Source organism: Micromonospora sp. 067-2 (assembly GCF_046549295.1).
GTDB lineage: Bacteria > Actinomycetota > Actinomycetes > Mycobacteriales > Micromonosporaceae > Micromonospora.
In genome coordinates this window covers 226,771-253,563 of the sequence record NZ_JAJPWB010000011.1, presented here as the reverse complement: position 1 = coordinate 253,563, position 26,793 = coordinate 226,771, and the positions used below count along the sequence as shown (strand labels likewise).

The 26,793-nt window shown below is 70.4% G+C and carries 21 protein-coding genes; 12 read left to right on the top strand and 9 right to left on the bottom strand.

Translation table 11 applies throughout. The features are described from left to right. Positions 1–9 precede the first annotated feature (9 nt). The 10 genes from ACLJN9_RS26115 to ACLJN9_RS26070 all read left to right on the top strand — a co-directional run bounded on the left by ACLJN9_RS26115 (position 10) and on the right by ACLJN9_RS26070 (position 13,941). On the top strand, positions 10–1,290 hold the full coding sequence (locus ACLJN9_RS26115) for an MFS transporter (protein WP_410814249.1): 1,281 nt from the start codon (positions 10–12) through the stop codon (positions 1,288–1,290). Beyond that, positions 1,287–2,324, top strand: coding sequence for a TolB family protein (locus ACLJN9_RS26110; protein WP_410814248.1), 1,038 nt, complete (start codon positions 1,287–1,289; stop codon positions 2,322–2,324). Before ACLJN9_RS26115 ends, ACLJN9_RS26110 begins: the two co-directional genes overlap by 4 nt. Before the next feature lie 32 nt (positions 2,325–2,356). Further along, on the top strand, positions 2,357–3,244 hold the full coding sequence (locus ACLJN9_RS26105) for a DUF6492 family protein (protein ID WP_410814331.1): 888 nt from the start codon (positions 2,357–2,359) through the stop codon (positions 3,242–3,244). A gap of 150 nt (positions 3,245–3,394) precedes the next feature. Further along, complete coding sequence (locus ACLJN9_RS26100; protein ID WP_410814247.1) at positions 3,395–4,831, top strand: O-antigen ligase family protein; 1,437 nt, start codon at positions 3,395–3,397, stop codon at positions 4,829–4,831. Positions 4,832–4,838: 7 nt separating this feature from the next. Next, positions 4,839–5,648 carry a Wzz/FepE/Etk N-terminal domain-containing protein gene (locus ACLJN9_RS26095; RefSeq protein WP_410814246.1) on the top strand — a complete coding sequence of 270 codons (810 nt, stop codon included), beginning with the start codon at positions 4,839–4,841 and terminating at the stop codon, positions 5,646–5,648. Positions 5,649–5,967: 319 nt separating this feature from the next. After that, positions 5,968–9,663 (top strand): DUF4082 domain-containing protein, encoded by a 3,696-nt coding sequence (locus ACLJN9_RS26090; RefSeq protein WP_410814245.1) that lies wholly within the window; start codon positions 5,968–5,970, stop codon positions 9,661–9,663. Positions 9,664–9,821: 158 nt separating this feature from the next. Continuing rightward, positions 9,822–10,886, top strand: a complete 1,065-nt coding sequence (locus tag ACLJN9_RS26085) for a glycosyltransferase family 2 protein (protein WP_410814244.1) — start codon at positions 9,822–9,824, stop codon at positions 10,884–10,886. Positions 10,887–10,936: 50 nt separating this feature from the next. Next, positions 10,937–12,058, top strand: coding sequence for an ABC transporter ATP-binding protein (locus ACLJN9_RS26080; RefSeq protein ID WP_410814243.1), 1,122 nt, complete (start codon positions 10,937–10,939; stop codon positions 12,056–12,058). Next, positions 12,055–12,882, top strand: coding sequence for an ABC transporter permease (locus ACLJN9_RS26075; RefSeq protein ID WP_410814242.1), 828 nt, complete (start codon positions 12,055–12,057; stop codon positions 12,880–12,882). Before ACLJN9_RS26080 ends, ACLJN9_RS26075 begins: the two co-directional genes overlap by 4 nt. 12 nt (positions 12,883–12,894) lie before the next feature. After that, complete coding sequence (locus ACLJN9_RS26070; protein WP_410814241.1) at positions 12,895–13,941, top strand: glycosyltransferase; 1,047 nt, start codon at positions 12,895–12,897, stop codon at positions 13,939–13,941. A 113-nt stretch (positions 13,942–14,054) separates the two neighbouring features. Here the strand turns inward: ACLJN9_RS26070 and ACLJN9_RS26065 are convergent, their stop codons facing one another. Then, positions 14,055–15,992, bottom strand: a complete 1,938-nt coding sequence (locus tag ACLJN9_RS26065) for a DUF4082 domain-containing protein (protein WP_410814240.1) — start codon at positions 15,990–15,992, stop codon at positions 14,055–14,057. A 213-nt stretch (positions 15,993–16,205) separates the two neighbouring features. Then, positions 16,206–17,204 carry a glycosyltransferase family 2 protein gene (locus ACLJN9_RS26060; protein WP_410814239.1) on the bottom strand — a complete coding sequence of 333 codons (999 nt, stop codon included), beginning with the start codon at positions 17,202–17,204 and terminating at the stop codon, positions 16,206–16,208. Positions 17,205–17,286: 82 nt separating this feature from the next. On the opposite strand from ACLJN9_RS26060, the gene ACLJN9_RS26055 reads away from it, so the two are divergent. Together ACLJN9_RS26055 and ACLJN9_RS26050 are read left to right on the top strand one after the other, a co-directional pair. After that, on the top strand, positions 17,287–18,174 hold the full coding sequence (locus ACLJN9_RS26055) for a WecB/TagA/CpsF family glycosyltransferase (RefSeq protein WP_410814238.1): 888 nt from the start codon (positions 17,287–17,289) through the stop codon (positions 18,172–18,174). After that, on the top strand, positions 18,171–19,241 hold the full coding sequence (locus tag ACLJN9_RS26050) for a glycosyltransferase family 2 protein (RefSeq protein ID WP_410814237.1): 1,071 nt from the start codon (positions 18,171–18,173) through the stop codon (positions 19,239–19,241). The genes ACLJN9_RS26055 and ACLJN9_RS26050 overlap by 4 nt, the downstream gene beginning before the upstream one ends. A 73-nt stretch (positions 19,242–19,314) precedes the next feature. Here ACLJN9_RS26050 and ACLJN9_RS26045 read toward each other — a convergent pair whose 3' ends face one another. The 7 genes from ACLJN9_RS26045 to ACLJN9_RS26015 form a co-directional block, all read right to left on the bottom strand. Beyond that, positions 19,315–20,235 carry a glycosyltransferase family 2 protein gene (locus tag ACLJN9_RS26045; protein WP_410814236.1) on the bottom strand — a complete coding sequence of 307 codons (921 nt, stop codon included), beginning with the start codon at positions 20,233–20,235 and terminating at the stop codon, positions 19,315–19,317. Then, entirely contained in the window at positions 20,232–20,843 is a 612-nt protein-coding gene (locus ACLJN9_RS26040) for a glycosyltransferase (RefSeq protein ID WP_410814330.1), read from the bottom strand. Before ACLJN9_RS26040 ends, ACLJN9_RS26045 begins: the two co-directional genes overlap by 4 nt. Before the next feature lie 98 nt (positions 20,844–20,941). Continuing rightward, complete coding sequence (locus ACLJN9_RS26035) at positions 20,942–21,421, bottom strand: UDP-N-acetylglucosamine--LPS N-acetylglucosamine transferase (RefSeq protein ID WP_410814235.1); 480 nt, start codon at positions 21,419–21,421, stop codon at positions 20,942–20,944. A 225-nt stretch (positions 21,422–21,646) separates the two neighbouring features. Next, complete coding sequence (locus tag ACLJN9_RS26030) at positions 21,647–22,906, bottom strand: hypothetical protein (RefSeq protein WP_410814234.1); 1,260 nt, start codon at positions 22,904–22,906, stop codon at positions 21,647–21,649. Next, positions 22,903–23,805, bottom strand: a complete 903-nt coding sequence (locus ACLJN9_RS26025) for a sulfotransferase domain-containing protein (protein ID WP_410814233.1) — start codon at positions 23,803–23,805, stop codon at positions 22,903–22,905. The genes ACLJN9_RS26030 and ACLJN9_RS26025 overlap by 4 nt, the downstream gene beginning before the upstream one ends. 8 nt (positions 23,806–23,813) lie before the next feature. Further along, positions 23,814–25,439, bottom strand: a complete 1,626-nt coding sequence (locus ACLJN9_RS26020; RefSeq protein ID WP_410814232.1) for a lipopolysaccharide biosynthesis protein — start codon at positions 25,437–25,439, stop codon at positions 23,814–23,816. After that, on the bottom strand, positions 25,436–26,791 hold the full coding sequence (locus ACLJN9_RS26015; protein WP_410814231.1) for an O-antigen ligase family protein: 1,356 nt from the start codon (positions 26,789–26,791) through the stop codon (positions 25,436–25,438). The genes ACLJN9_RS26020 and ACLJN9_RS26015 overlap by 4 nt, the downstream gene beginning before the upstream one ends. Positions 26,792–26,793: the final 2 nt, after the last annotated feature.

Sequence of the window (26,793 nt, the reverse complement as noted above, 5' to 3'; positions counted from 1 at the left end):
GGAGATGTCGTGTACGTGACGGTGCGGGACCGGCCGGACGATGCCGGTCCGAGCCGGACCCGCATCGCCGTGCACCGCGTGTCCGGGACGGTTGTCCTGCTCGGCACGGTCAGTCTTCTCACCGACGTGTCGTCGGAGATGGTGGCATCCGTCCTGCCGCTCTACCTGACCGCTGTGGTCGGCCTGAGCCCCGTCGCGTACGGCTTCCTGGACGGCATGTACCAGGGCGTCAGCGCGCTGGTGCGGATCGCCGGGGGCTATGTCGGCGACCGTGGGCAGCGGCCGAAGTGGGTCGCGGTGACCGGGTACGGCGCATCCGCGCTGAGCCGCCTGGCGATGCTGCCGGCGGCAGGCTTCGCGGCGATGACCGCGGTGGTCACGGCGGACCGGTTGGGCAAGGGCCTGCGCACCGCGCCCAGAGACGCCCTGATCGCCGCGGCGTCACAGCCGGACGTGCTCGGTCGGGCCTTCGGTGTCCACCGGGCGTTGGACACCCTCGGCGCCGCCATCGGTCCACTGGTCGCCTTCGCTCTCCTCGCGGCCGTCCCCGGCAGCTACGACTCGATCTTCGTCGTCTCGTTCGCCTTCGCGATCGCCGGGGTGGCGGTGCTGGTGCTGCTCGTACCGGACCTGCCTACCGCGGCCGGCGCGGCCCGGGCCACTCTGCGAGAGGCACTCGCGGAGGTCGCCGGACGACATCTACGGCGACCGCTACTGGCTGCCGCTCTGCTGGGCCTGCTGACCATCGGCGACGGCTTCCTCTATCTGCTGCTGCAGGACCGGGACGACGTCACTGCCCGCTACTTCCCCCTGCTCTACGTGGGAACCAACGTCGCCTACCTGGCGCTGGCCGTACCCCTGGGGTTGCTGGCCGATCGGGTCGGCCGAGGCCGGGTGCTGGTCGCCGGCCACCTGGCGCTGCTGGGCGGCTACCTGCTCGCCGCGCTGCCCAGCAGTGGCGTGGGCGGGACGCTCGCGGTCCTGCTGCTGCTCGGCACCTTCTATGCCGCCACCGACGGTGTCCTGGCGGCGTTGGTGAGCCGCCTCGTGGCCGCCAAGGCACGGGGAAGCGGAATCGCCGCCGCCCAGACCACGGTGGCGCTGGCCCGGTTCGCCGCGTCGGTGCTCTTCGGTCTGCTCTGGAGCGTCCAGGGCCCCCGCCCGGCGCTGCTGCTCTTCGCCGCCCTGTTGGCGGTCGCGGTGCCGGTCGCCGCCTGGCTGCTGCGCGGCATCGACGACTCGACCCCAGCGACGCTCCCCGGAGCTCGGCCCAGTGGAGTGCCGGCATGAGTGGGCGGGTGGGTGGGCTCGGACCGCGGGCGCGGCTGGCCGCGCTGGCGGTGGTGTTGCTGGTGGCCGTGCTCACCGCGGGCGGCTACGTCTGGCGGGCTCGGCAGGACCTGATCGCCGCCCAGGCGACGGCGACCGGTGCGCCGACACGAGATGACGCTGCCGTGGTGCGCGACGTGCCACACCTGGTGTTCCGGAACACGGCTCTCGGCGCCGACTACGGCCGGGTGGCGATGGTCCCACTCTCGGCGCCGGCCGGGCCGCGCGCGGTCACCGACGTCGCCTGCGAGCGGGTCTACGCGACCCGGGACGAGGCCATCTGCCTCTCGGCCGACCGGGGCCTGCTGACCACGTACCGGGCGCGGTTGTTCGGCGCGGACTGGTCCGTTCGACGCGACCTACCGCTGGTCGGCACACCGAGCCGGGCCCGATTGTCGCGGAACGGGTCGCTGGTGGCGACGACCACGTTCGTCTTCGGGGACTCGTACGCGAATCCGGGGCAGTTCTCCACCCGTACGGTGGTCAGCCGGACCGACGGCGAGGTGATCGGGGACGTCGAGCAATTCCGGCTCGTCGTCAACGGCGCGGTCGTCACCGCGATGGACAAGAACCTGTGGGGGGTGACCTTCGCCGACGACGACCGGTTCTACGCCACCGCCGCAGCCGGAGGGAAGACCTGGCTGGTCGAGGGAAGTCTCGCGGCCCGCCGGGTGACCGCGCTGCGGGAGGACGCCGAGTGCCCGTCGCTGTCGCCGGACCGGACCCGCATCGCCTTCAAGAAGCACGGCGACCTGCCGCCCGGCCGCTGGCGCCTCGCCGTCTACGACCTCGCGACCGGCACCGAGGCGCTACTCGCCGAGACGCGCAGCGTCGACGACCAGGTCGAGTGGCTCGATGACCGGACGATCGTCTACGCGCTCCCCCGCAGCGGTGCCGGCACGGCGACCAGCGACATCTGGTCGAGCCCGGCGGACGGCCGGGGGAACCCCGAGCTACTGGTATCCGACGCCTGGTCACCGGCGGTGGTCCGGTGACCACCGATCAGCCGGGCCGGCGACCGGCCGACATGAGGAATCCCGGAATGTCACGACTGGCCGTCATCACCCCCAGCTTCGCGCCCGACTTCGAGCGCTGCGCCGACCTGCACAGGTCGGTGCTGGCGCACTCGCCGGAAACGACGCGGCACCACATCATCGTGCCGCGAGCCGACCTGGCGCTCTTCAGCCAGTTGAGCGGGGCGCGCTCGGTGATCCACGATGAGGCGGACTTCCTGCCCCGCTCCTTCCGGTCCCTGCCGGTCGGGAATCTCTCGGTCAACCTCCGCCGCCCGTTTCCTCCGTTGCGCGGCTGGATCCTGCAGCAGATCATCAAGCTCGCGGCCGCGGCGCGATCCGATGCCGATGTGGTCGTCCTGGTCGACTCCGACATCCAGTTCGTCCGGCCGTTCTCCGCCGACACCTACCGTCGAAACGGGGTGGTCCGCTTCTACCGTAAGCCCGACGAGGTCGACGAGCGGCTGCCGCGGCACGTGATCTGGCATCAGGTCGCCCGGTCCCTGCTCGGTGTGCCGGCGGCCGCGCCGCCCTACGCCGACTACGTCTCGTCGCTGCTGGCGTGGGATCCGGCCATCGTGCGGCGGCTGCTGGCCCACGTGGAGTCGACGACCGGGCGCCGGTGGACGGACGCGATCGGGGCGAAGCTGCATTTTTCCGAGTGGACGCTGTACGGCGTCTATGTCGATGAGGTCTACGGGGCGGGAAAGAATGACGGCTCCTTCAGCGTCGCGGATACCCTCTGCCATGCCTATTGGGAGGAGACCCCATTGGACGATCGCACGATGCGGGAGTTTCTCGGCGCGATCCAGGATCGCGACATCGCGGTGATGATTTCCGCGAAGTCCCGTACGCCCACGCCGCTGCGTCGAAGGGCCCTGGCCGACCTCTCCCTGACCTGACCACGCAGGCTTGGATACGCCGACGGCACAGCGCGCTGGACCCGTCCGCACTTCGGCCGTCCGGTTCGCTGAGCCGTGAAACAGGACGATTCCGCGGCTCATGCCAGAGCGGTACGCTCGGGTCGGCCCCCGGCTGAAGGATCCCGATTCATGGGCAGGAACGAGAGCATGGTGCGGCGATTCAACGGATCGACGACAACCATGACCGGTGACGCCAGGCGTGCGGGCAGCGTCCGGGCCTCCGGCGAGGGGCCAGCCGAGACTCTCCGGGTGGTCCGCCCGCAGGGATCCCGCCAGGCCGCATTCATGCTGCAGATCTTCATCCTCAGCGCCTTCGTCTTTCCGTCGGACGCGGTGATCCGGATCGTCGGCGCACAGGGTTATCTGGCAAGCCTGGTATCCCTTGCCCTCTTTCTGGCCTGGGCGGTGACCGCGCTCCTCGGCCTGCACGATCCGGTCCACACCCGCTATCCCGTTCGCGGCGCGCTGGCGCTGCTGTGGATCTGCGCGCTGCTCTCCTACGCCGCCATGCCGCTGTTCACGCCGGACGAGACCCAGCGGCTCGGCGCCGACCGTTGGCTGCTCCTGCTCGTCGGCATGTCCGGGGTGATCCTGGTGACCGCCGAGCACCTGCGCAGCCCGGCTGACCTCCTGCGAGTCATCCGGACTCTGGTGTGGGGCGGCGCGTTCTCTGGTGTCGTGGCCACCCTCCAGTTCTGGTTTCTGTGGGACCTCAAGCCGTTGCTGCGCTTGGCGCTGCCGGGATTCGAGTCCGGCTCCGCGTACGGCTCGTTCCAGGGCCGTGACGCGCTCGTCCGGGTCAGCGGGACGACGATCCATCCGATCGAGCTGGGAGTGGTCGCCGGCATGCTCCTGCCGGTGGCGGCCTGGCTGGGCATCCATGACCGGGTACGGTCACCCGCGCGGCGGTGGCTGCCGGTGGGGCTGATCGGGATGTGCATACCGATGTCGGTCTCCCGGTCGGCGATCCTGGCTGTCTGCGTCGCGATGGCCACGTTCATCATCTGCCTGCCCGCCAAGCAACGGGTCTGGCTGTTTGCCTTCGCCCCGGCCGCCGTCGTCGCCATCTTCGCCACCACACCGGGCTACCTACGGACGATCATCGGCTCGATCACCGCGGGGACGGAGGATGCCTCGATCACCAACCGGCTGGACAACTATCCCCGGGTGGTCGCACTCGTACAGCAGGCCCCGTGGCTGGGCCGGGGCGGTGGCACGTTCCTGCCGGAGGACGCTACGCGGATCCTGGACAACCAGTACCTGAAGACCGCCATCGAGATGGGCGTCCTCGGCCTGGCCGCGCTCGTGCTGTACTTCCTGGTTCCCGCCCTCACGGCGCTGCAGGCGCGGGCCCGGACGACCAGTCCCGAGTTGCGCTCGCTGTGCAGCGCGCTTGCCGGCGCCTGCCTCGCCGCAACGGTCGGGGCGTACACGTTCGACGCGTTCTCGTTTGCGCAGTTCGCCTCGGTCCACGCCGTTGTCCTCGGGCTCTGCGGCACCTGCTGGCTGGCCGTGCAGCGGTGGCCTGCCCAAACCCGAATCTTTCCCGTACCCAGCAAGAATTGAGCCCCTGATGGATCTCCTGGCCCTGTTCACGACCGTGCGACGTCACAAGCTGATCGTGCTGGCAGTGCTGCTCGTCCTGATCGCCGGTAACGCCTTCGTCGCCTTTGGGATACCGCCGCGGTACGAGTCCCAGGCGCAGTACGTGCTGATCGCCCCGCCGCCCCAGCCGACCGAAGCCGCGATCGAACGGGACCCGGGACTGCTCAAGGTCAACGCCAACAACCCGTACCTGCGACTGCCCAACCCGTCCGTGGTCGTCGACGTCCTGTCCCAGCGGGTGTCGGGCAACATGATCCGCCAGGAGTTGATCAATCAGGGAGCCGACGAGGACTACACGATCAGCTCGACCAACGCCATCGGCTCGGGCCTGGTCATCAACGTCGTCGGCACGGGAAGCTCACCCGATTCGGCCGCGAGGACGCTCGACCTGGTGTCCAAGAGCATGGAGAAAGAGCTGTACGACATGCAGAAGGTCGACGGCGCGGACGACAAGTACCTGTTCCAGGCGCTGCCGATCAACCCACCGACCGATCCGACCCGCAAGGTCACCGGCACCATCCGGTCGGTGATCGCGGTGTCGGCCGCCTGCCTGGTGCTGCTCTTCGGCCTGATCTCCGTCGCCGAGGCGGTCGGCCCGCGCCGGACCAAGCAGGTGGTGCCGTTCGACGACCCGGATGCTCCGCGAGACGTGACCGGGCCGACGACGGCGCCCGTCGTGCCTCCGCGCGCCAACGCCTCCGATCTCACCATCGTCCTACCCCGGGTGCGCGGGACGGAGCAGCAGGGTCCGGCGAGCCAGAGGCCCGCGCGGGACTAGTCCGTCCTACTCGTCGGCCTCAGCCGTCAGCCATCCGACTGAGCGTGCCTGATCGGTTGGCAGTTGGCGGCCGGCCGGTGTGACAGCCAGTGTGGACGGCCATAGGCAAGAGATGAGGGGTTCTCTACTTTTCAATATTGAGTCGCCCGGCAGGCGCCGTGACGTCTCGTAGCGAGAGGTTGGTGCCCCGATGGCGATGAACCCTTTCTCGACCGGGAAATCCGGCACAGCCTGCAGGCGCGGAGAGACCCCAGCACTGATCCGGCCGGCGCTGCCGCAAGCGCTGCCGCCGGTTGACGGTGGGACCGCGGCGGGCGGCGTGCGCCGCCGGATGCGGCCCGGTCTCGCGACCCTGGCCGTCGTCAGCGTCGTCCTTGCCGCAGCGGTCGCCGGCCCGACGCCGGCCGCTGCCGCCACCTGCGATCCGAATCCCGTCGTCTGCGAGAACGCCCAGTCGGGTCAACCGGCCTCGGAGTGGGACATCGACGGTTTCGGCGACTGGACGATCCAGGGCTTCGCCACCGACATCAGCGTGAATCGTGGCCAACGGATCGACTTCAAGATCGACACCGTGGCGAGCGCGTACACCATCGACATCTATCGCCTCGGTTGGTACGGGGGCGCCGGCGCCCGGCGGATCACGCCGGTGACGCCGTCCGCGACGCTGCCGCAGCACCAGCCGGATGACTGCATCACCAACCACCAGACCCAGATGTTCGACTGTGGGAACTGGCGGGTGTCCGCCTCGTGGCAGGTCCCGGCCGATGCCGTCTCCGGCGTGTACGTCGCCCGGTTGAAACGCACCGACGTCGCCACCGACAGCGCGAGCCACATCACGTTCGTGGTGCGGAACGACAGCAGCACCTCACGCCTCTTCTTCAAGACCTCCGACGCCACCTGGCACGCCTACAACACGTACGGCGGCGGAGACTTCTACGAGGCGCTGCAGAACGGCCGGGCATTCGAGGTCAGCTACAACCGGCCGTTCTCCACCCGGGGCAGCAGCAACGGTCGTGACTTCCTGTTCAGCAACGAGTACCCCATGATCCGTTTCTTGGAGCGCAACGGATACGACGTGAGCTACACCACCGACATCGACACTGATCGACGCGGAAGCCTCCTCCGCAACCACGACGTGTTCCTGTCGGTCGGGCACGACGAGTACTGGTCCGGCCCCGAGCGCACCAACGTCGAGGCGGCCCGCGACGCCGGCGTGAACCTGGCTTTCTTCAGCGGCAACGAGGTCTACTGGCGGACGCGGCTCGCGCCCAGCGTGGATGGCACCACCACCCCGCACCGCACGCTGGTCTGCTACAAGGAGACCTGGGCCAACGCCGACATCGACCCGAGCAACGAATGGACCGGCACCTGGCGGGATCCGCGGTTCATACAACCCGGCAACGGCGCGGGGCAGCCGGAGAACGCACTGACCGGCACCGCCTACATGAGCAACAACACCGATCTCGCACTCCGGGTCCCGGAATACCAGGGCAAGTTCCGGCTGTGGCGCAACACCGGCCTCGCCAGTCTCGCAACGGGCCAGACGGCGACGCTCGCCCCGCACACGGTTGGCTACGAGTCCGACGAGGACGTGGACAACGGGTTCCGGCCGGCCGGCCTCATCAGGCTCTCCACCACCAACGGATCGACACCCGAATACCTGCGCGACTTCGGCAACACGGTCACCTCGGGCACCACGACCCACCACCTCACGATGTACCGCGCTCCGAGCGGAGCTCTGGTGTTCGGCGCCGGGACCGTCCAGTGGGCGTGGGGTCTGGACCCGGTCCACGACGGCACCACCTCGCCGGCCGACAGCCGGATGCAGCAGGCGACGGTCAACCTCTTCGCTGACATGGGGGTCCAGCCGGCGACGCTGATGTCGGGCCTCCAGCCGGCGTCGGCGTCCACCGACACCGTGGCACCGACGACCACCATCACCGCACCGGCGAACGGCTCGACGGTCACCAACGGCTCCCTGGTGACCGTGCGGGGCACCGCCGCCGACCTGGGCGGTGGCCGGGTCGCGGGCGTCGAGGTGTCGACCGACGGCGGCGCCACCTGGCACGCCGCCGACGGCACCACGTCCTGGTCGTACAGCTTCCACGCCAGTGGCGCCGGCACCCAGGTCGTCCGGGTCCGGGCGATGGATGACAGCGCCAACACCCAGACGACGCCATCCACGGTCAGCCTGAAGCTGGCCGGGCCCAGCACCCTCTTCGGATCCCGGGTGCCCGACAACCCCGCGGTCAACGACAGTTCCCCGGTGGAGCTGGGCGTGCGGTTCACCTCGCAGGACGACGGCTACGTCACCGGTGTGCGCTTCTACAAGGGCGCAGGCAACACCGGTACGCACACCGGGAGCCTCTGGGCGAGCACGGGCACCCGGCTGGCCACCGGAACGTTCGTCGGGGAGACCAGCGCCGGCTGGCAGACGCTGCGCTTCGCCAGCCCCGTGCCCGTCACCCACGGTACGGAGTACGTCGCGTCCTACACCGCGCCCAATGGTGGCTACGCCGCCGATCCACTGGTGTTCAGCGGCCGGGACGTGAACTCCGCGCCGCTGGTCGCGCCGCGATCCACCCCGTCCCGCGGCAACGGCGTCTTCGCCTACGGCAGCGGCTTCCCGACACTGACGTACAACGACGTCAACTACTGGGTGGACGTCACATTTATCGACAGCGCGGCCGGCCCGCCGAGCCCGGTGGCAACCGCACCGTCGGCGAACGCCACCACCGTGCCGGTCACGGCACGTCCGTCCGTGATCTTCTCCAAGCCGTTGAACCCGTCGTCCATCCAGTTCACCCTCAAGAACCAGGCCAACGTGCCCGTGCCCGGCACGGTCGGATACGACGACGCGACCAAGACGGTGACCTTCACTCCGTCGGCCTCCCTGGCCACCGCGACCACCTACGTCGCCACCGTGACCGCGGCCGACAACCAGGGCAACCCGGGTGACGAGCCCACCGTCTGGTCCTTCACCACCGATGCGTACGCCGCCATCTACACCATGTTCGCGCCGAACGCGACGCCGCAGACGACGGCGGACGGCGATCCCAGCGCCGTGGAACTGGGCGTGAAGTTCGTCCCGTCGGCAGACGGACGGGTCGTCGGGGTGCGCTTCTACCAGGGCCCGGGCAACAACGGTACGCACACCGGCAGCCTGTGGACGGCCTCCGGCACGCTGCTGGCCCGTGCCACGTTCTCGGGTGAGTCGGGCTCAGGCTGGCAGAGCGTGCGGTTCGACAGCCCGATCTCGGTGACCGCCGGTACGACGTACGTCGCGTCGTACTTCGCGCCCAACGGCCACTACGCCTCGACGTCGAACTTCTTCTCGACGCTCTGGACCAACGGGCCGCTCAGCGCGCCGCCGACAACGGCCAACGGCGTCTACAACTACGGCAACCACGCTTTCCCGCAGAACTCGTACCGGTCAGCCAACTACTGGGTGGACCCGCTCTACGTGCCGGACTCGGCACAACCCCCGGGTCCGAATCCGACACCGACACCAACACCCAGTCCCAGCCCGACTCCCCCGCCGGGTCAGCCGGTCAGCCTGTTCAGCGAGACGGACACGCCGCAACATCCCAACTGGAACGACTCGAACTCGATCGAGGTTGGCGCGCGGTTCACCGCGGACGTCAGCGGTTCAGTGACCGGAGTGCGGTTCTTCAAGGGGCCGGAGAACAACGGACTCCACACCGGCACGCTGTGGACGTCGGACGGCACCGTGCTGGCGACGGCGTCGTTCACGAGCGAGACCGGGTCCGGCTGGCAGACCGCCACATTCTCGCAACCCGTCAACATCACGGCGGGCACCACGTACGTCGTCTCGTACTGGACCTCGGTCGGGCAGTACGCGGTCACCCTCAACGCGTTCGCGGGCCAGGGAACCGATCGGGGACCACTGCACATACCGGCCGGTGGCGCTTATTTCCGGTACGGCGGCGGCTTCCCCGATTCTGCCGTCTCGCACAACTTCTGGGTGGACGTCATATTCCGACCGAACGCGTGACGCAGTCAACTACCGGACAGCAGCTCGAAGCAGTTGGAGGTTGTGCGTCAGCGCGGACGTACGGCACTTTGAGGGTCGGCGCGGCCATGCTTGCGCGGATTTCTGTCCACAGGAATTGAGGGAGTCTTGGTGAGCCTGGCCGAGTTGGTTGTCGCCGCATGGTGACCCGGGAACGGCCGCGCCCGTTGCGACGGCGGCCGGCCGTTTCCGTCGTGGTTCCCTGCTACAACTACGGCCGTTATCTGCCGGCCTGCGTCCAGAGCATCCTGACGCAGGAGGGCGTGGACGTCGACGTCCTGATCGTCGACGACGCCTCGCCCGACGGCAGCGTCGAGGTGGCCCGCGAGATCGCCGTGGATCCGCGGGTCCGGGTGATCGAGCATGTGGTCAATCAAGGTCACATCGCCACGTACAACGAGGGCTTGGCGGAGGCGACCGGCGACTATCTCGTCCTGCTCTCCGCGGACGACCTGCTGACGCCGCATTCGCTGGCGCGGGCCACCGCGCTGCTGGAGGCCCATCCCGAGGTCGGATTCGTCTACGGCTTCTCCGCGGCGTTCAACGACCGCACTCCCGCGCCGCGGACCCGGGTCACCTCGTGGACGATCTGGACAGGCGAAGAGTGGCTGCGGGAGAACTGCGGGCGGGCCACCAATCCGGTGTCGACGCCCGAGGTGGTGATGCGGGCGAGTGTCATGCACGACCTCAAGGGATACGACCCACGGGTGCCGCACGCTGCGGACTTCCTGCTCTGGCTCCGGGCCGCCGCCCGCGCCCACGTCGGCCGGGTCAATGGCGTCGACCAGGCTTTCTACCGGGTACACGGCGCCAACATGCATGTCCAGGAGTTCGGCGGCATGGTCCGGGACATCACCGAGCGGAACAGCGTCTTCGAGATCCTCTTCAGCGAGGACGCCGACCGGGTCGAGCCGGTGCGCCACCTGCACGAGACGGCCAGGGCCGCGCTCGCCCGGACGGCGTTGTCCATCGCGTGCCGGGCCAACGAGCTGGATGACGGCGCGGACGAGGTGCCCGAGCGGTTGGTGGAGCTGGCAGAGGGCATCGACGCCGAGGCGCGGGGGTCACGGCTCTGGCAGCGTTACGAACGGAACGTACGCCACGGACGACGGCCCGGGCGGCCGCCCCCGCTGCGGCGGCTGGCAGACCGGGTGGATCGCCGGGTGCGGTGGGGCTGGTGGCGTTGGCGGGGCATCCGGGTCTGACCGGCGCGGCGAACAGGCAGAAGCACGAGGGTGAAGGGGCGACTGACGGAATGTCGGCGATTTCGGAGAGCGCGGTTGACGTCGGCGTGGCCGGTCTCCCACCGGGGACGCCTACCCCAGCGGATGGCCTCGGCCGCAGACAGCGGGCGGGCGCGCGGTCACCCGCCGACGCCGAGGAGGTCCTGGTCCTGACCGGCCTGACCAAGGTGTACGAACCGACGCCGCGGTGGATGCGGGTTCTGGCGCGGACCCACATCAAGTCCGACGTCATCGCGCTCGACGGCGTCGACCTCACCGTGCGCGCCGGTGAGATCTGCGCGATCGTCGGCCCGAACGGCGCCGGTAAGACCACCCTGTTCCGGATAATCGTCGGTCTGACCACGGCGACGAGCGGCGTGGGCACTCTCCTCGGGCTCGATGTCGGACGGGACTCCGAGCAGATCCGCCAGGTCGTCGGGTGGATGCCGGCGGACGACCGCAGCCTGCTCATGCGGGCCACCGCGCGGGAGAACCTGCACATGCACGGCCGGCTGCAGGGCATGTCGCCGCGGTCGTTGGCGACCCGGATTCCCGAGGTCCTGGCGACGGTGAATCTCGAGTCTCGGATCGACACGGTCGTCGCCGGCCTGTCGGCCGGCATGAAGGCCCGGCTGAGACTGGCGCGCGCGCTGCTGCCCGGCCCCCGGGTGCTCATCCTCGACGAGCCGACCGGGGCGGTGGATCCGATCGCCGCGCACGGGCTCCTCGGGCTGATCACCGATCTCGTCCAGCGGGAGCGACTCGCGGTGCTGATCTCGTCGCACCGCCTCGAAGAGATCGAGGCGCTGCGCTCCCAGGCCCTGCTGCTCGACAACGGCCGGGTCAAGTACTTCGGCGACCTGGACAGCCTGCGGGAGCAGTGGGAGCGACCGCAGCTCGAACTGGTCTTCGCCTCGACCGGCGCAGCCGGCCAGGCCGCTGCGGACCTGACGTCGCTGGGCCTGGAGCTCACGGTCGACGGTGCCACCGTCCGGTGCTGGCTCAAGGTGCGCGATGGAGCGGGCGACGTGCTGGCCGCCCTCGGTGCCGCCGCCGGACAGGTCCGGCACGTCCGCGAGATCCCGATGCCACTGCGGGACCTCATCGCTCGCGCCTACCGTCACGACCAGACTGCCGAAAGCGAAGCGACATGACCCTGGCCTACACCGCCCCGATCGGCCGCCGTGGGCTCTGGCGCAAATCGCTCGACACCTGTGCGGCCTACGTCCGCATCGACCTGGTGGAAGAGCGGATGTTCCCGGCCACCACCATCCTGCGGTACGCCGCGGTGGTCTTTCCCGTGCTGCTCTACTTCTTCCAGGGCACGTTCCTGAATGCCACCGACGCGTTCGCCTTCATGCTGATCGGTGCGAGTGTCACCGCAGGCTTCCAGGACGCGCTGACCGCCCTGACCAACCGGCTCCAGTTCGCGCAGGAACGCGGCACACTCGAGACCTACCTGGTGGAGCCCGTGCCGTGGGCGCTGATCCCGATCGCGATGAACATCTGGCGTAGCGTCACCGGCACCGTGATGGCGGCTTTCATGATCGCCTTCGGCAGCCTGTTGGGCGCCCAGATCGAATGGCGGTCCATTCCTCTCGCGCTGCTGGTGTTCCTGGTGGGGATAGCCGCCTGCAACGCCGTCGGTACCCTCGCCGCCAGCTTCATCGTCCTGTTCAAGCGCGGCGAGCCGGTCATCATGCTCTACAGTCTGGCCGCGGGGGTGCTCGGTGGCACCCTCTTTCCGATCAGCGTCCTGCCGGACTGGATCCGCTGGGTCAGCTACCTCGTGCCGCACTCCTACGTCATCTCCGCCGAGCGGCAGTTGCTCATGGGCGACCCGCCGGCCGAGGGCCTGTCCCCGCTGACTGCGCTGGCGATCCTGACCGGGTTCAGTGTGATCATGTTCGCGATCGGCCTGACCGTCTTCGACCGCTCCCTCAGGCTCGCCCGCAAGCTCGGCATCCTGAGTATCTGACGGCGGCGGACGATGAGCCTCGAATTACAGGCACGGCGGGCGTACCGGATCTATCAGCAGTACCGGCAACACAGTCCGCCCAGGATCCGGATACGGGAGAAGTCGTCCGCCGTACCGACCATCTACTACCTGAGCCGCGACTACAACAAGCCCTCCGGCGGCATCCGTACCCTCTATCGGCACGTCGATGTGCTCAACGAGGCCGGGGTCAGCGCCGCGGTGCTGCACGAGCGGCGCGGCTTCCGGTGCAGTTGGTTCGCCAACCGAACCCGGGTCACCGACGTGGAGTCGAGCCCGCTGGGACCCGACGATCTCCTCGTGGTGCCCGAGACCGACGCCCGGCTGCTGCCCCGGTTGCCGGCGAACGTTCGGCACGTCGTCTTCAACCAGAGTGGGCACCTCACCTGGACCGTGGACGCCGAGTTGGTCACGCGGCACTATCTGGACAGCCCCGGTCTGCTCGGCGTCATGGTGGTCTCGGAGCACAGCCAGGACCTCCTCGAATACGCGTTCCGCAGACCGATCCACCGGATCCGGTTGAGCGTGGACGCGACGCAGTTCAACCCCCCCGACCGGCCCAACGGACGCGTGATCAGCTACATGCCGCGGCGCGGGCAGCTGGATGCCGAGAACGTCCTGCACGTGCTGCGGGCGCGCGACGCGCTGGCCGGGTGGACCATCGATGCGGTGCAGGACGTCTCGGAGGAGGAGGTCGCCCGGAGGCTACGCGCCTCGACGATCTTCCTGAGCTCCAGCTACCAGGAGGGTTTCGGGCTGCCGGCGGTCGAGGCGATGGCGTCCGGGAACTACGTGATCGGTTTCCACGGTTTCGGCGGTCGGGAGTTCTTCGATCCCGCATTCAGCCAGCCGGTTCCCACCGGCGACCTGCTCGGGATGAGTCGCGCGCTGCAGGAATGCCTGACCAGGGAGACCGAGCAGCCCGGCTGGTGCTGGTCGCGGGGCGTGGAGGCGGCGCGGCACGTGCTGGCCGAGTATTCGGCCGAACGGGAAAGTGCCAGCATCCTGGCGTTCTTCACAGAGATCGGCCACCACTACTGACGCTGCCGGTGGCCGCCCGACACGGGCTGGACCGCTGCACGGCCGTCGGGATTCCGGCTCCACCAGGGTGGGGCCGGAATCCCGGCGATCGACCGCGGGGGTCTGTCAGGGCGTCACGGTGTGATCTTGTAGATGTGGTAGTCGGACTCCCGGGCGAAGGCATCCTGCACTGCGCCACCGCTGATCGGCACCGCGCGGTTCTCGAACAGCACCTCGGCCCGCGCCCCCTTCATCCCGGGCGGCAGCGTCAGAGTCTGGGTACCCGTGCCGCCGGTCCGGCCCGGCATCGCGAAGACGTAGTACGAATTCCCGTACGCCTTGAGCATCGTGTCGAGGTTCGGATTGAACCGCCACTCGTACGACTGGGAGTTCAGCACCGGCGCCAGGAGACTCACCCGCCGATTCAACTCGGTCACCACCGGTCGGACCCCAGCGCCACAGCGATCGCGCAGCACGTGCTGGGAAAGACAGGATCCACCGAAGTTGTGATTGAAGTACTGGATGCCCCGCGCCTCGTGGATCAGCGAGTTCATCACCGCGCCGGCGACCTGGTCACCGGTGATGGTCGGTGCGTCGTTCTCTGTGAACGGGTGCCCCACCTCCACGAAGGCGAAGATCGGCTGACGTTTGCCATCGGCACCGTCCACCTGGCGCATCCGGTCCATGGTCCGGCCATAGTTCGCGGCGCGCCGGCAGTACTCCCGTCGTACACCGATGCCGGGCCCCTCGGAGGGGGACTCGCATACGCCCGGATCCGTGTACCAGTAGATGTCGTTGGAGACCACGCTGGTGTAGCTGTTGACGAACCGGCCCGCCTCGGCATCGGTCTCCCAGAACATCACGCCCTTGCCGTAGTTGGCGTACCGCAGCCGCCCGTCCGCGGGGAGCCGCTTGAGCATCGTTTCCTGGATCGTGTATCCGCAGCGACCGTCGGCAGGTTGGCAGACTGGTCCCTGGCCGGGGTGGTTGCCGGTCCAGGCGGAGCTGCCCGGGCCGCCCCACATGTCGACCTCGTCGGACAGCGACCAGCCGACGGTCGACGGACTGACCTGCCGGCTGTTGCCCCCGATCACGCTCATCCCGGCAGCCTCGATGAGCCGCAGGTTGCTGTTGTCGGTTGGTGCCACGTACGTGTTGATTCCAGCGCTCTTGTCCAGGGCCGCGTCCCGCGCCTCGATGACGCTCTCCTGCCAGACGCCGATCGGGAAGAAGGCGGGGTTGGTCCAGCCGGCTGCCCGGGCGACCGGGTGCGCCGCGTAGTAGGCGGGCCCGCCCTCCCAGGCAACGCGGGGTAGGGCCAGCGGGTCGGCCGGCGTCGGGGTCGGCGGGCGCGTCGGCGACGGGGGCGCCGACGGGACACGGGTCGGCGAGGTGGTTGGACGGGCGGTGGCAGTCGGGGAGGGCGAACCGCCCACGGCGGGAGCGAAGACGACATCCACCCAGTAGTTGCTGGCCTTCCAGGTCGACGTGGGAAAGCCCCCGTTGCCGTATGCGTAGACGCCCGCGCTGCCTGATGTGAACAGTGGACCGGACGTGACGGTGCGCTTGAAGAATTCCTGCGTCGCCCGATACCGAGAGGTGTGGTAGGAGACGACGTACTCCTGGCCGGCCTCGATCCGGAGCGGCGTCGGAAGCCTCACCTCCTGCCAGCCCGAGCGCGACTCGTTGGTCGAGGTCGCCGTAGCCAGCTTCTGGCCGCTCGCGGACCAGACATTGACCGGGTGCGAGGTTCCGGAACCGTTCGCCGTGAGAATCCGGACGGCGGTCAGAGTTCCGATGCTTCTCGAGGTGAAGCGCAGGCCGAGCTCGACGGGCTGGGTATCGGGATCGGTGGGAACGCGGGAGACGTCTTCTCCGGCGAAGAAGGAATAGGTTCCGGGTCGGTTGGTCGTGGCACCGGCGGCGATGACCGTTGCCGACGCCACGATGGCCAGGGCCGCAACGATGGTGAAGATCGAGCGCCCGCGACGCGGGGGAAGCCCCGGTGGCGGGGAGGCGTCGCCGGCGTGCGGCCGGGGGTCCTGAGGAGCGGGAGGATGCTGGCGTTCCACGAGGCTTGGCACCTTTCGGGCTAGATCTCTTACTGCCGCCACTCCGTATGGCCGAAGTGGAAACCCCTCCCCAGTGCGATTGACTGTCGCGGACAGCTTCCGCTGTTGTCGCCAGTCACCGCTGCCTGGACCAACGAGGAGCAGCAGCTGATCAGGTACGGCCCTCCGTGAGACTTAATGGATACTTGAGAATGGCCATCCGCCGAGCGAGCACTACCGCCGGAGTTGGGGGGATTCCTGCCGTCCCCAGCCGGAGCGCACGCTCCATCCAGGGGTACGCCGCTTCGCCTCGGCCAGCAGGATGATCGCGACGTAGCAGGCCGCCGCCGGCAGCAGCCAGGGCGCCCGGAGCAGAACGTGCCGGAGCCAGGACCAGGAACTGGGGCCAGTCACCGGGTCGGCCGGCAGGCCATACTCGGGCGGGGCCGCGCGGACGAAGCGCCAGAACTCGCTGTTGCCGTCCCGCGCGCGGGCCACACGGCGGATGAGATCACCCGTGCGCTGCGGCGCGCGCACCCGTACCACCGCCGTGATCTCCACCTTCTCGTCCGCGCCCACGACCGAGTCGAGGAACATGTCGTCGGCCGTGATCTCGGGGAACCGATCGAAGCGGGACCTCGCCTCGGCGGAGAGCGCGATGATCCCGCGCCCGAACAGGCGGTTGCGGAACACCGGCAGTCTGGCGTTCATCGCGTAGTAGGCGCGGACGGGCCAGGCGCTACCCGAGGTGTCGATCAGTGGCCGGGGTACCGCCGCGACGATTCCGGGCCGGCTGACGGTGGCGGCGAGCTGGCGTAACAATTCGGCCGTGACGGGCACGTCGGCGTCCACATAGACCCGCACATCACCGCTTGTTGCCTGGTCGGCGGCGTTTAGTGCGGCGGCTTTGGACGGCGTCGAGATTTCCAGAACGTGTACGCCCAACGAACGGGCGACCGCGGCAGTGTCGTCAGTGCACCCATTCGCTGCGACGACGACCTCCATGTCCGTGCCGAATTGCGGAGATTCGAGCAAGTGCCGCAGGACTCCACCGATTCCGGCTGCTTCATTGAAGGCGGGCATGATGACACTGATTCGCACGCAACGATGTTGCCAGCACCAAAGATGAACCAACAACCGGTCGAATGGCCTAGAGTGCCTCACGGAAGCCCACAGTTGCTGCCCGTTCGATGCCTTGTCTGCGCGCACGGCGTCGGTAGATTTCTTTCCCATGCCCCCCCATGCGCACGGTTCTCGTGTCGGAAGCCGGGTCGACGTCTACGGAATTGGTTTCGACCCGATACAGGAGAAGGACGTGATCCGGCACGTCGTCACCGAACTCGACGCGGGTCGGGGTGGACAGATCGTCACCCCTAATGTGGACATCCTGCGTCGAACTCGTCGAGATCGGGAATCACGGGCGCACGTAGAATTGGCGAGCCTTATCGTGGCCGACGGGAAGCCGCTGATCTGGGCCAGCCAGATCGCCGGAAATCCGCTACCGGCCCGCGTTCCCGGCTCAGACCTGATCTGGAGCCTGTCGGCGGCACTGGCCGAGCAGGACCGCTCCATCTACCTGATGGGCGGCGCACCCGGCACCCCGAGCCGCGCCGAACAGGTCATGCGGTCCCGGATCCCGCGGTTGCGGATCGCCGGACACCTCAGCCCGCCGTTCGGCTTCGACACCCGACCCGACCAGCTCGAGGCGGCCTGCGCCACCGTGGTCGCGGCCCGACCGGACCTGGTGTTCGTCGGGCTCGGCTTTCCCAAGCAGGAACGGGTGATCGCCCGGCTCCGCCCCCTGTTGCCCAATTCCTGGTTCCTGGGTTGTGGCGCGGCCATCGGCTTCGTGGCGGGTACCTATCGCCGGGCTCCGCTGTGGATGCAACGGTCCGGGCTCGAGTGGGCGCATCGCCTGGCCAGCGAGCCGGCGCGGCTGATGCGCCGGTACCTCGTACACGATCTTCCGTTCGCGCTGGAACTGCTCGCGGTGAGCGCCCGGAAGCGGCTCCGCCCCCGGCCCGACCCGGCGGACCGGTTCGCGGCTGGGACGGGCGTGCCGACAGTCGCCGGTCCGGCAGCGGCATCGCCCACCGGCCGGACGACGCCGGAGACCGGAACCGGCATCGCGGCGTCGACAGACCCCCTCCCCACCCTCGGATCGGTAGACCGGTTGCCAATCCAGGCCGGGGAGCCGCTGTGAGCCGGCCCGACGTCTCGGTCGTCATCGTCTCGTACAACACCCGCGACCTGACCCTGCGCTGTCTGGGGGAGCTCATCGACAGTCGAACCCCAGACGTCCGGTTCGACATCACCGTTGTCGACAACGCCTCGCTCGACGGTTCCGCCGACGCAATCGCCGAGCACTTCCCCGAGGTACGGCTGATCCGACTGGCCGAGAACGTGGGCTGGGGCCGCGGCGTCAACCGGGGCGCGGTCGGAAGCGACGGGGATTACCTCCTGCTGCTCAACCCGGACACCGTACCGGTCGGCCACCCGGTCACCGACCTCCTCACGTTCGCCCGGCGGCAGCCGGGTCACCGCGTCTATACCGGACGGACGTTGCACGTCGACGGCACGGACGACGGGTATTCCTGCTGGGGGCTGCCGAGCCTGTGGAGCCACGTCACCTTCGCCACCGGCCTGTCGACCGTCTTTTCCCGCTACCACTGGGCGAATCCCGAGGGCCTGCCTCGGTACGACCGGCGGTCGGCACGTGACGTACCGGCGGTCTCCGGCTGTCTCCTGCTCATCGAGCGCGATCTGTTCTACCAGCTTGGCGGCTTCGACCCGCAGTTCTTCCTGTACAGCGACGACATCGACCTGGCGGCTCGGGCCACCGCCCTCGGCGCCCGGCCGGTGCTCACCCCTGACGCCGCCGTGATCCACGTCGGTGGCGCGTCGTCGAGTTCGGAGGGGCAGCGGGTGAACATCCTCCGGGGCAAGGCCACCTACGTCCGCCGTCACTGGTCAGCGCCACGGGCCCGGCTCGGCATCGGCCTGCTGGCCGCAGGAGTCGGGCTGCGGGCCGTCGGCAGGACACTGCTCGCCGCGGAGCGGGCCGGTAGCGTCGACTGGGTGTCGATCTGGCGGCAACGCCACGTCTGGTCGGCCGGCTGGCCGCCGGTTGACGAGCCCCGGCCGCCGCAGGCCCCCAGCGATGTCGCACCAGCGCCGACAGCGTCACCTCCGTCGGTCGACCGGCCTGCGCCCCACCCCGCAGACCCACCGGCAGACCGTGCCAGCGCGGTTGGCCGGCCCGGCGCCTGACGGGCAACCAGCAGTCCATGGGCCGCGTCGGCCGTACTTGGACAACTCCGCCGTCGAGGCGCCGAGCGCGGACTCAGATGCCCCGGCCCCGCCTGTGCAGGGTGCGCAGGACAGCATCGGCCCGGACCACCCGCCCGGCCACCGCGAGCGCGAGGTACGCGCGCGGCTCGCGCGGGTTGCGCCGGATGGTCCGCCGCGCCCAGCGCAGCGCGCCCTGCCGGTCCCCGGACGCGGCCCGGGCGAAGGCGATCTGCCCGGTCACCCGCGCCTCGCCGGCCGGCTGGGTGCCGAACTCCGGGTAACGCTCGAGCAGCCACTGCAACGCCGTGGAGATGGTGTCCCAGCGCTGCGCGAAGTACGACCGCTGGTGCCAGCGCACCAGCACGAAGGGGGTGGGCAGGTTGACCAGCGGGGCGCTGCGGGCGGCCCGGAGCAGGAACTCGTAGTCCTCCGCGTAGCTGCCCGGAATCTCCTCGTCGACCAGCCCGAACCCGTTGCGCAGGGCCGCGGCGCGGATCAGGAAGGTGGACGGGTGCAGCTCGGTCATCCGGTCCCGCAGCAGGCCGGCCAGAGTGACCCGGTCGGTGTCGAGCACCCGGTCAACGGTGTGCCCGTCGTAGCTGACCCGGATGCCGCAGCTGACGAACTCTGCCTGCGGCGCGGCGGCGAGCGCGGCGATCTGGGCGGTGAGTTTGCCTGGCAGCCATTCGTCGTCGTCGTCGCAGAACGCGACCAGCTCACCCTCGGCCGCCAGGGTGCCCGAGTTGCGCGCCCCGGCGAGCCCCGGGGTGCGGCTGTTACGGATCACCCGGACGGCGCGGTCGGGCCGGGACAGCTCGATCAGCGACCCGTCCGGTTCGCAGTGGTCGTGGACGACCACGACCTCGATGGCGCCGGGATGGTCCTGGTCGAGGATGGCCCGGACCGCGGCGCGGAGCAGCTCCGGTCGATCCCGGGTGGGCACCACGACGGTGACCGTGGGCGGTGCCGTCACCGGTCCCGCCCCCGGGGGCGACCGGGCCGATCCCAGGGGCGCCACCAGGCCCGGCGCCGCCCGGATGCGGTGGCCACCAGCCCGTCCACGATCTGCCCGACCAGGGTCACGGCGGCGTGCCGTGCGTCGGCATTCTGCGGGTCGGCGGCGACCGCGAAGCGGGTCGGGTCGGCCAGCCCGGCGGCCAGCGCGTCGCGCAGGTCCTGACGGGTCTCGCAGAGCGTGGCCATGCCGGCCGCGCCGAGCCGGCGGGCGAAGAGCAACTGGTGGTCGTCGACGTGTTCGCCGCGAGCCGGGTCGCGCGGGACAACGATCGGCAGGTGACCGTGTCGACGGGCCTCCAGGATGGTCGCCGGGCCGCCGTGGCAGACCACCAGGTCGGCGTCGGCCATCGCGGCCTGCAGCGCGTCGTAGCCGAGGAACGGCACCGCGCCGGGCACCGCGGGTGCGCGGGTGTGCCCGTGCTGGACGGTGAGCCCGACGTGGTCGGCGGCCTCGACGTGCCACTCGTCCAGCCAGTCGACCAGCCGGTCGAAGGGATGTGTGTCGGTGCCAACGGCGACCAGCAACTGGAGCCGGGCGGCGCGATCCCGCTGCCGGGGCGCCAACGCCGAGTCCGGGCATGCGGGCGGCCGGGTCGGGTGCGGCACCGGGCGGGGGGCGGCGGGCGGAGCGTCAGGTGCCGTGCCGGTGGTCGCCTCCCCGCTCACAGCAGCGTCCCCACGACGGTCGCCTCCGGGTACTGCCGGCGTTGCTCATCCCACTGCACGAGCATCGCGGAGAGGAACGGTCGGCAGAGCCGAGCGGTCATCGTCGGGGTGTCGATCCGGTCGTACACCTCGATGTAGACGGTGGGGACGCGACGCAGTCGGGCCAGCACCACGAACGGGACGGCAACCCCGGCGCCGGTGGTGACCACCGCGGCGACCCGCCGGCGATGCAGCACCCGCCAGGCGAGCAGCGCGTTGCGCAGGAGGTTCGGCACGTTGCGGGTGGTCGGGTGGTGTGCCGGCACCAGGTCCTCTCCGGTCAGCAGCGACACCGCCTCGGGCGTGTCGAAGGTGACCCAACATCGGGGCCGGTCTTCGTACCAGGAGCGCAGCGCCAGCAGTTGGGCCAGGTGACCGCCACTGGAACCAACCAGCAGCAGAACCGGGAGCCCTCCGTCCTCAGTCCTCGTGTCCACGCGACTCCCCACAAGTCCGCTTGGATTTCGGTCGGCCGCCTCGCAGAAGCAGACCACAGGGCGACCGGCCGTGGTAGGGGCGACCGGGATGAGCGGTCGATCTTCCCGCATGGGCCGTCCCGCACGATGGTTGCCCGACTGCACATCGACCACCATCACCACAAGCGATTCTTCCGTCACGCTTGGCCGGTGGTCAACAACTACCGGCGTGGCGCTTTGTCGGAATCAAGCCATATGTCGTTTCGTGACGATGTCCAGCAGGGCGGGGTGCAGTGTCGCGTTCCAGCCCGCCCCGCCCTCGGCCAACCGCCAGGTCCGCAACCACAACTCCAGCAGGTAGCCATCAGCCACCAGACGGCGCTGAGTCGGCCCGAGCCCCAGCCGGTCGCCGTAGCGGTCGAGCTGGGCGTCGACGGCCTCCGCGGCCGTGCCGGCCGGTTCCCCGCGCAGCACCACGGCCCGTTGGAACGCGTCGTGTGCCAGGTCGAAGCCGAGCGGGACCTCCTGCCCACTGTGCTCCCAGTCCCAGGCCACCAGCCGTCCGTCGTGCAGGCCGAGGTTCCACGGCACCCAGTCACCATGCCAGTGCCCGAACTCGACCGCGGTCTGTCCATGCCGGCGTTCCAACCCGGTCACCGCGGCGACGGCCCGCGCACCGGACGAGGTCGCCGAGGCCGCCCGGGCCGCCTCGGTGGCCAGCCGGGCGAGAAATGGTGAGCCGGCCAGTGGGCGGGGCGGGGCCGGCGGGGCACCCCTGCGGGCGACCGCGAGCAGGGCGGCGATCCGTGGCCGGTCGGTGACCGGAACACCGCGGACGCGCGACGGCAGCGGCTCGACCACCGCGACCATCTGCCCTGCCCAGTCGAGCTGGGCCAGCAGTCGGGGCGTTCCCGGATGGTCGGGGACACCGGTCACCTCGGCCAACGCACGCAGCGCGGCGATCTCGGCGGTGACGAGCGCCCGGGTGGCGCCGTTCCAGCCGATCTTCGCGTACCCGCGGGGCCGGCCGTCGACCGTGAAGAGCTGAAGGGTGGGCTTGTGGTTCGGGTCCGGTGGGCGCACCCCGCACGCCGCGTGCAGCGGCGCGCCGCCGAGAGCGACGGCGAGCCGCTCGGCCAGCAGCAGCTCGCTGGCCTCGCCGCCGGCCGGCATCGAGACGGTGAGGGTGGGAAAGGCCCGCCGTAGCGCGCCGACCCGGGACAGCCCGCCGAGCACGGCCCGAACGGCGCGCACCCTCGGTGGGCGCAACGCGTTGTACGCCAGCAGCGACGCCGCGGTGGCCCGTGGCGCGCCGAGCGGCAGCAGGAACCGGGCCCGGGCCAGCGACGGAACGACCGCGTACCGGGCCACGGCGCGATGACCGGCCGGCGGGCCGCCGTCCGCGGTCAGCGCTACGCGTTCGTCGCCGAAGAGCGCCCGACTCACCCAGCCCAGCCCGTCGCTGCGGGTACGCGGGTCGGTGGACGCGACGACCTCGGCGGTCACGCCGGCCGCCCCGGCCAGTCCAGATCCAGCCCGAGCCGCTGCCGCAGCGCGTCGTTGTACGGCCGGTAGTACGCGGTCAGCTCCGCCCGCAGTGCCGGCTCCAACGCAGCGGAGCGCCGATCGTTGTAGACCGGGAAGCTCGGCAGGTCGTGCGCGGGCAGCCCGAGGAAGTCCAACGTGCGACGGTAGGTGAGCCGAGCGTCGCGATAGAGGTCCTCGCTGGGCAGGAAGAGGATCTGCGCCCGGTCGAACCGGTCCAACCACGGCTCCAGGTGCTCCAGATAGCGCCCCCGGGCGCGGTAGGTGTACCAGTCGTAGGGCTCGCTGACGTACTCCGGCTCGGTGATCAACCGCTCCCGCTCCCCCGCCGTCCGCTCCTCCTCGGCGGCCAGCGCGTCGGCGAAGGCCAGCGACTCGATGCCGTGCGTCCGCCGCTCCTTCCAGTGCGAGTACGCCCGCTCGACCGGGTCGCGGAGCAGCACGATCAGCCGCACCGACGGCATCAGCGCGGCGACGCGCCCCGCGGCCAGCGGGTGGAACATGTACAGCGGGGCGGCCTCACCGACCCGTACCGGCCCGCCGTGTCGGCCCTCCAGCGCCGCCCGCTGCCGCTCGGTCGGGAAGTGCGAGCGGTACCAGGACTCACCCCGGCGCCAGTTCTCCTCGAAGTAGTGCGAGGACTTGGTGTTCCAGGCCGGAAAGAGCCGTGGCACCAGCGGGTGCTGGATCAGGTAGTTCCACAGGGAGGTGGTGCCGCCCCGTTTGGTGCCGATGACGAGGAAATCCGGCAGGGGCCGCCGATCGCTGGTGCGCACCCCGTAGTCGACCAGGGAGTCCTTCACCCGGCTGGTCACCTGAGTCGGTACGAGCTGCTTCATCCGGTCCCGGATGGACGACACGGCGGACCTCACCTTCCCCTCGTCGACGCCGCGGTGACACCGGTGGCAGCCGACGCCGCCCCCTGCCCATCACGGAGCTGCCTCATGGTCACCCCAAGGCGCCGCCGAACCGGGGGCAGCGTCACCAAGCCGACGCAACCGGCGGCCAGCACGCTGAGCGCCACCAGCAGACCGCTGATCCCCCGGCCGCCCGCGAGCACGCCGACCAGGGCGGCGATCCCCACCGCGACGACCACTCCCGCCGCGGCTCGTGCCAGCGTCACGTCGCCCAGGGGTTGACCGATCACCGCCCGGGCGCAGCCGAAGGCGGTGAGGTTCTCGGTGGCGATGCCGGCCGCCCAGGCGACGGCGGCGCCCGTGACGCCGTACTCGGGGATCAGCCACCACCCGAGGGAGACCGTGACCAGCAGCCCCGCCACCGTCGCGGCCAGGTGCAGGCCGCTGCGCCCACCCATCAGCAGCAGGCTCTGCACGTTTCCCACGCCGGTGTTGACCAGCATGGCCAGGGCGAGCACGGTCATCGCGGTGGCACCGGCGGTGAACTCGGGCCCGAAGAGCTGGAGGAACGCCAGCCCGAACACGGCGAGCAGCAGGTAGATCGGCCAGGACAACACCAGCGCCCAGGTGGTCATCTGCCGGTGCACCGCCGCGGCGGCGGCCAGCTCGCCGCGCCCCAGCAGCCGGGACAGCTGCGGCGACACCGCCACCCGGAGCCCCTGCATGGCCAGTTGCCCGGCCAGGACGTAGCGGCCGACCGCACCGAACACACCGGCGTCGGCCTGCCCGGCGAGCACCGAGGTGAGCAGCACGCCCACCCACACGGCGCTGGCGTCGATCGCCGCGGATGCGGCGCGGGGCAGCGCGAACCGCCAGAACGCCGACCAGTCGCCCCGCTCGGGGCGCAGCGCCGCACCACGACCGACGCCCAGCGGACCGGCCACCAGGGCCAGGCTGACCAGGATCGCGAAGGCCGCCGGGACCAGCCAGCCGACCATGCCGGCCAGCACGCCACCGCTCACGACGGCGGCCGCGCCGACCAGCACCGTCCGGGCGACCGGCACCAGAACGGACTGCACGCCGACGTACGCCCGGATCGGACGCACGCAGCGCAACACGGCGAGGAGCAGCGTCATCGCCACGGCCAGGGGCACGGCGGCGAAGCTGACCGCGACCAGGGCCGAACCGCTGGCGCCCGGGGTGTCCAGGAGGCGGGGTGCGAGCGCTCCAGCGGCGAGCACCCCGGCGCCGCCGACCACGACCGCGGCCACCAGCGGCGGCAGGAACGCCACCGGCAGCACCCGGGCGGCGTCGCCCCGCCGGCCGGGACGACGGCGGGGCAGCGTCCAGATCAACCCGGTCTCCGCACCCAGCGTGCACCCGGCCGCGGTGACGGTGACGACTCCGACGGCGGTGAAGAACGCGCCCGAGCCGACGGTGCCGTACCCACGGGTGATGACGACCGCCAGCAGGAAGCCGAACAGACCGTTGGTGGCGGCCCCGGCCAGCCCGGCGAGCCCACTGCGGGCGCTGCGGCGAGCCTCGGTCGGCCCGTCGGTCGGCTGCTCGTCCGCGGCGGCGTCGGCAGCGGGCTCGGCGACGGTGGGGTCGGCTGCCGGGCGGGCGCGGGTGGTCATCCCGGAACGGCCCTGCCGCCGCGCGTGCGGCGTGCCAGGTGCGCCCGGCCGGGGCCCGCTTCCCGCTCGGCGAGCGCCATCGCGACGGTGACCCCGAGGTAGGCGATCGTCAGAGTGGGGTCGGCCATGCCGTAGAACGGGATCTGCACCAGGCAGACCACCGGGATCACCGCCAGCCACTGCCCCGGCGCCGAGCGGGCCCGGGCGCAGATGATCGCGACCGTCACGAACCAGGCCAGGAAGCAGAGCAACGCCGGTACGCCGTGACTGAACAGCACCGTCCAGAGCTGCCCCTGGGTGCCGACGGGCACCGGCGCAGCGACCGTGTCCACGCTGACGGGTGCGCCGTAGCCGAGCCACGGTGAGTGCCCGATACGGCGGATGACCTCCGCGTAGAGGGCGATCCGGTCGGTGTTCGTGTCGCTCGACGAGACCCGGTCGTCGATCAGATCAGCGACCGGGATCACCAGCGTGGTGAGCCCGCCGATGACCAGCACCCCGACGACGGACGCGCCCACCCGGACGTTTCCGCGCAGCGCGGCCCGTACGCCGAGCACGGCCAGGCCCACGCCGAGGCTCGCGAACATCACCCGGTTCAGGGTGAGGAAGGCCGGCGCCAGGGACAGCGGCAGCGACGCGAGCAGCGCCCAGCGCAGGATCCCGTGGCGGCGCAACATGGTGTACGCCACGACGCAGGGCAGCGTGAGCGCGTACGCGCTGCCGTAGTTGTTGGTGTACGGGAACGGCGCCGTCGGCCGGTAGATCGGGTTGAGCGCCCGAGCGCTGTACTCGCTGGCGGTAATGTGCACCAGGTCCTGCACGTACGGGTGGTTGGCCACGCCGCCGGGCAGCAGTATCTCCATCGGGGTGGTGAGGGCGAACCGCGGCGCCACCACACCCAGCCAGCCCAGCGCGACCAGACCGAACCAGAACAGGCAGAGCGGCATCAGCGCCGCGGCCTGGTCGGCTCGCTCCCGAGCACAGACATAGGCGTACACGCCCACCACGAGGGCGGTGAGGTAGAAGCCCAACCGCAGGCCGAAGGGGAGCAGCGAGACCGGCGACGACAGTTGGGTGGCGCTGAGCAGCACCAGGGCCGAGAACAGCAGCCAGATGCCGGTGGCCGGTGGCAGCGGCACCCGCCCCCGGACGATCAGCATCGCCAACAGCACCGCGCCGAGCAGTGGCCAGATCAGGTAGAACACGCCGGCCAGCCACCACAGCGGAACCAGACCGAACATGATCAGCAGCGGCCAGCGGGGCAGCCGGGGCGGTGCGGGTGACCGCGGTGCGGCGACGGCCGGCGGACCGCCGTCCGGCTCGCTGGTGGCCAGGGCGACGGTGACGGGCACCC

What these genes read in the sequence shown, in the direction of transcription:
- ACLJN9_RS26110 (WP_410814248.1), top strand. Translation starts at nt 1,287, where the DNA reads ATGAGTGGGCGGGTGGGTGGGCTCGGACCGCGGGCGCGGCTGGCCGCG.
- ACLJN9_RS26105 (WP_410814331.1), top strand. Translation starts at nt 2,357, where the DNA reads ATGAGGAATCCCGGAATGTCACGACTGGCCGTCATCACCCCCAGCTTC.
- ACLJN9_RS26100 (WP_410814247.1), top strand. Translation starts at nt 3,395, where the DNA reads ATGGGCAGGAACGAGAGCATGGTGCGGCGATTCAACGGATCGACGACA.
- ACLJN9_RS26095 (WP_410814246.1), top strand. Translation starts at nt 4,839, where the DNA reads ATGGATCTCCTGGCCCTGTTCACGACCGTGCGACGTCACAAGCTGATC.
- ACLJN9_RS26085 (WP_410814244.1), top strand. Translation starts at nt 9,822, where the DNA reads ATGGTGACCCGGGAACGGCCGCGCCCGTTGCGACGGCGGCCGGCCGTT.
- ACLJN9_RS26080 (WP_410814243.1), top strand. Translation starts at nt 10,937, where the DNA reads ATGTCGGCGATTTCGGAGAGCGCGGTTGACGTCGGCGTGGCCGGTCTC.
- ACLJN9_RS26075 (WP_410814242.1), top strand. Translation starts at nt 12,055, where the DNA reads ATGACCCTGGCCTACACCGCCCCGATCGGCCGCCGTGGGCTCTGGCGC.
- ACLJN9_RS26070 (WP_410814241.1), top strand. Translation starts at nt 12,895, where the DNA reads ATGAGCCTCGAATTACAGGCACGGCGGGCGTACCGGATCTATCAGCAG.
- ACLJN9_RS26060 (WP_410814239.1), bottom strand. Translation starts at nt 17,204, where the DNA reads ATGGGAAAGAAATCTACCGACGCCGTGCGCGCAGACAAGGCATCGAAC.
- ACLJN9_RS26020 (WP_410814232.1), bottom strand. Translation starts at nt 25,439, where the DNA reads ATGACCACCCGCGCCCGCCCGGCAGCCGACCCCACCGTCGCCGAGCCC.